The 4,361-nt window shown below is 72.1% G+C and carries 2 protein-coding genes; both read left to right on the forward strand.

Annotated elements, in window-relative coordinates; translation table 11 throughout:
• The coding region (locus tag ABZW10_RS38565; RefSeq protein WP_355376358.1) for an SDR family NAD(P)-dependent oxidoreductase at nt 1-2,790 on the forward strand (2,790 nt) is incomplete at its 5' end.
• Nucleotides 2,791-2,841: 51 nt separating this feature from the next.
• Nucleotides 2,842-4,361 (forward strand): beta-ketoacyl synthase N-terminal-like domain-containing protein (locus ABZW10_RS38570; protein ID WP_355376360.1); only part of this gene is annotated, 1,520 nt, incomplete at its 3' end.

Genomic DNA, 4,361 nt, shown 5'->3' on the forward strand with positions numbered 1-4,361 from the left:
CACCACCCCATCCTCACCGCCACCATCGAACTCCCCGAAGGCACACAACTCTTCACCGGCCGCCTGACGCAGAACTCGCCCTCATGGCTGGCGGAGCACGCCGTGCACGACACGGTCGTCCTGCCCGGCACCGCCTTCATCGACCTGCTGCTGCACGCCGCCGAGCAGGTCGGCTGTGACCGGATCGAGGAGTTGACGCATCACTCCTTCCTCGCGGTACCGGATCAGGAGGCCCGTCAGCTGCGCGTGGTGATCAGCGCGGCGGACGCGGAAGGCCTGCGATCGTTCGATGTGCACTCCCGTCCGGAGAATGCGGCGGCCGAGGGTGCCGAGTGGACGCACCACGCCAGCGGCCACCTCTCCGCCGACCGGTCGGGGCGCGCGCCGAGGGAGCTCACGGCATGGCCTCCGGCCGGAGCGCTGCCGGTCGATCTCGCAGAGTTCTACGACCGCTTCACCGCCCGCGGCTACCACTACGGCTCGGCGTTCCAGAGCTTCAGGGCGGCCTGGCGGCAGGGCGACACGATCTACGCGGAGATCGCCCTCCCCGACGAGGTCCACTCCGACGCGGCCACGTACGGCATCCACCCGGCGCTGCTGGACGCCGCGCTGCACCCGCTGATGCTGTGGTTCGAGGAGCACGGCGTCCGGCTGCCGTTCTCGTGGAACGGCGTGGCCCTGCACTCCTTCGGGGCGACGCGGCTGCGCGTCAAGCTGACGCGGTCGGCCCAGGACGCGGTGACGCTGGAGATCGCCGATGCCACCGGCATGCCGGTGGCGACGATCGACTCGCTGACCATGCGTCCGGTCTCGGCCGAGCAACTCGCGGCCGCGGCGCGTTCCGGCCGGCGCGACTCGCTGTACCGGCTGGAGTGGACCGAGGTGCCGAGCCCGGCGGGTGAGAACGCGGCCCCGACCGTCCCGTGGGCCGTCCTGGGTGCCGAGGACTCCGAGGCCGCCGCCGCGCTCGTCGCGTCCGGGGTGGCGGTCCGGGTGTACGACGGTCCGGCTGCCCTCTCGACCGCCCTCGCAGAGGGCGCGGACGTTGCCGAACTGGTCGTGACCGCAGTGGCGCGCACCGACAGCACCGATCCGGCGCGGGTCCACGCGGTGGGGCAGGACGTGCTCCGTACCGTCCAGGAGTTCCTGTCCGACGACCGGCTGGCTTCGGCCCGGCTCGCCGTGCTCACCGGAGGAGCCGTGACCGCCCGGGACGGCGACGCCGTCGATCTCGCGACGGCTCCCGTCTGCGGCCTGATCCGCTCCGCCCAGTCGGAGCAGCCCGGCCGGATCGTCCTGATCGACGTGGACGACAAGCCCGACTCCTACCGGGCACTGCCCGACGCCCTGGCCGCCTTCTCCGCGAGCGAGCCTCACCTGGCCGTACGTGACGGTCAGTTGTATGCCCCCCGGCTCGCCGAGGCGGTCCTCCCGGACCGGGACGAGGCCGCCGGCACCACCCGCCTCCCCGACCCGGACGGCACGATCCTCATCACGGGCGGCACCGGCGCCCTCGGTGCTCTCGTCGCCCGCCACCTCGTCACCGAGTACGGCGCGCAACACCTGCTGCTCACCAGCCGCCGCGGTCCCCAGGCGCCCGGCGCCACCGAACTCGCCGACGAACTCACCGCACTCGGTGCCCAGGTGACCATCACCGCCTGCGACACCGCCGACCGCGACGCGCTCGCCGCCCTCCTCGCCGCCGTTCCCGGCGAGCACCCCCTGACCGCCGTCATCCACACCGCCGGCGTCCTGGACGACGCCACCATCACCTCGCTGACCCCGGACCAGCTCAGCGCAGTCCTCCGGCCCAAGGCCGACGCGGCCTGGCACCTCCACGAGCTCACCCAGGACACCGACCTCTCGGCGTTCGTCCTCTTCTCCTCCATCGCGGGCGTCATCGGCAGCGCGGGCCAGGCCACGTACGCGGCCGCCAACACCTACCTGGACGCGCTCGCCCAGCACCGCCACACCAACGGACTCCCCGCCACCTCCGTCGCCTGGGGCCTGTGGGACACCGAGGCCGGCATGGGCAGCGCCCTCGACGCCACCGGTCAGGCCCGCCTGGCCCGCACCGGCCTGGTGCCGATGCCGAGCGAGCAGGGCCTGCGGCTCTTCGACCTCGCCCTGTCCCTGGACGACGCGTTCATGGTCGCGGCCAAGATCAACACGGCCGGCCTCGTCACGCGGGACGACGGCGACGGCCTGCCCGCAGTGCTGCGCCGCCTGGTGCGCGGCTCCGCCCGCCGCACGGCCCGCGCGGGCACCGCGGTCGTCACCAACGCCCTCGCCAAGGCTCTCGCGGGTCGCAGCGAGGAAGAGCAGGCGGTCCTGCTGCTGGAGCACGTCCGTACGCAGGTCGCCGCCGTCCTCGGGCACAACTCGCCGGGAACGATCGACGCCGATCGGGGATTCCTGGAAATGGGCATCGACTCGCTGACCGCCGTCGAACTCCGCAACAACCTCAACTCCGGCTCCGGACTGCGCCTGCCCGCCACAGTCCTCTTCGACTACCCGACGCCGGCCGCGCTCGCCGCACACCTGCGGACCGAGGTCGTCCCCGAGGAGTCGTCGTCCGTCGACCTGCCGGTCATGGCGGAGCTCGACCGGATCGAATCCGACCTCGCGGCTCTCGTACCCGACGCGCGCACCGGACTGGCCGCCCGGCTGAAGGAAGTCCTGCTCAAGCTGGGCGAACTGGACGACAGCACGGACACCGCGGAAAAGCTCGACTCCGCTACCGACGACGAGATCTTCGACTTCATCGACAAAGAACTCGGGATTTCTTGACGTGGTGATCGCAATTGATGCCGGCTACTTCGCAGGGATTGGCGTTTCATGGTGAATGAGGACAAGCTCCGCGACTATCTGAAGCGGGTCACCGCCGAGCTGCACCAGACGCGCCAGCGTCTGGCCGAGTCGGAGTCCGGCAGGAACGAGCCGATCGCGATCGTCGGCATCGGCTGCCGGTTCCCGGGCGGCGTGAGCTCGCCCGAGGGACTGTGGCAGCTGGTCGCCGACGGCGTCGACGCGGTCGGCCCGTTCCCGGCCAACCGCGGCTGGGACGTGGAGAACCTGTACGACCCCGACCCTGAAACGCTCGGCCGGACGTACGCCCGCGAGGGCGGCTTCCTCTACGAGGCGGACGGCTTCGACGCCGGCTTCTTCGGAATCAGCCCGCGCGAGGCGCTGGCCCTCGATCCCCAGCAGCGTCTCCTCCTGGAGACGACCTGGGAGGCGCTGGAGAACGCCGGCATCGACCCGGCCGAACTGCGCGGCAGCACGACCGGCGTGTTCGCCGGTGTGTCGGGGCACGAGTACGCCTCCATCACCCACCAGGGCCCGGAAGGCGTCGAAGGCTACCTGCTGACCGGCAACACCATCAGCGTCGCCTCCGGGCGCATCGCCTACAGCTTCGGGTTCGAGGGCCCCGCGGTCACGGTCGACACCGCGTGCTCGTCCTCGCTGGTCGCCATGCACCTGGCGGCCCAGGCCCTGCGCAACGGCGAGTGCACCATGGCCCTCGCCGGCGGCGCCGCGGTGATGGCCACCCCGGGCATGTTCCTGGAGTTCAGCCGCCAGCGCGGTCTGTCCCCGGACAGCCGCTGCAAGTCCTTCGCCGACTCGGCGGACGGCACCGCCTGGGCCGAGGGCGCCGGCATGCTCCTCCTGGAGCGCCTGTCCGACGCCCAGGCCATGGGCCACCGCGTGCTCGCCGTCATCCGTGGCACCGCCGTCAACCAGGACGGCAAGAGCAGCCAGCTCAGTGCCCCGAACGGGCCCGCGCAGCAACGGGTCATCCGCCAGGCGCTGGCCGGTGCCGGCCTCAAGCCGGGCGAGGTGGACGCCGTCGAGGCGCACGGCACCGGCACCAGGCTCGGGGACCCGATCGAGGCGCAGGCCCTGCTCGCCACCTACGGCAAGGACCGGCCCGCCGACCAGCCGCTGTGGCTCGGCTCCTTCAAGTCGAACATCGGACACGCCCAGGCCGCGGCCGGTGTCGGCGGTGTCATCAAGATGGTCCAGGCGATGCAGCACGGCCTGCTGCCCAGGACCCTCCACGTCGACACCCCCACCCACCACGTCGACTGGGAGGCCGGGGCCGTCTCCCTGCTGACCGAGGCCACGCCCTGGCCCGAGACCGACCGCCCGCGCCGGGCCGGCGTCTCCTCCTTCGGCATCAGCGGCACCAACGCCCACATCATCCTCGAACAAGCACCCGAGCCCGCATCGGTTGAAGCACTCCCTGCTCCGCCGGTGGTCCCCTGGGTGCTGTCGGGCAAGACCGAGCAGGCCGTGCGCGACCAGGCCGCCCGCCTGGCCGAGCACGTCACCAGCCACCCCGACCAGGACATCACCCG

The organism is Kitasatospora sp. NPDC004723, from assembly GCF_040609255.1.
Classification (GTDB): domain Bacteria; phylum Actinomycetota; class Actinomycetes; order Streptomycetales; family Streptomycetaceae; genus Kitasatospora.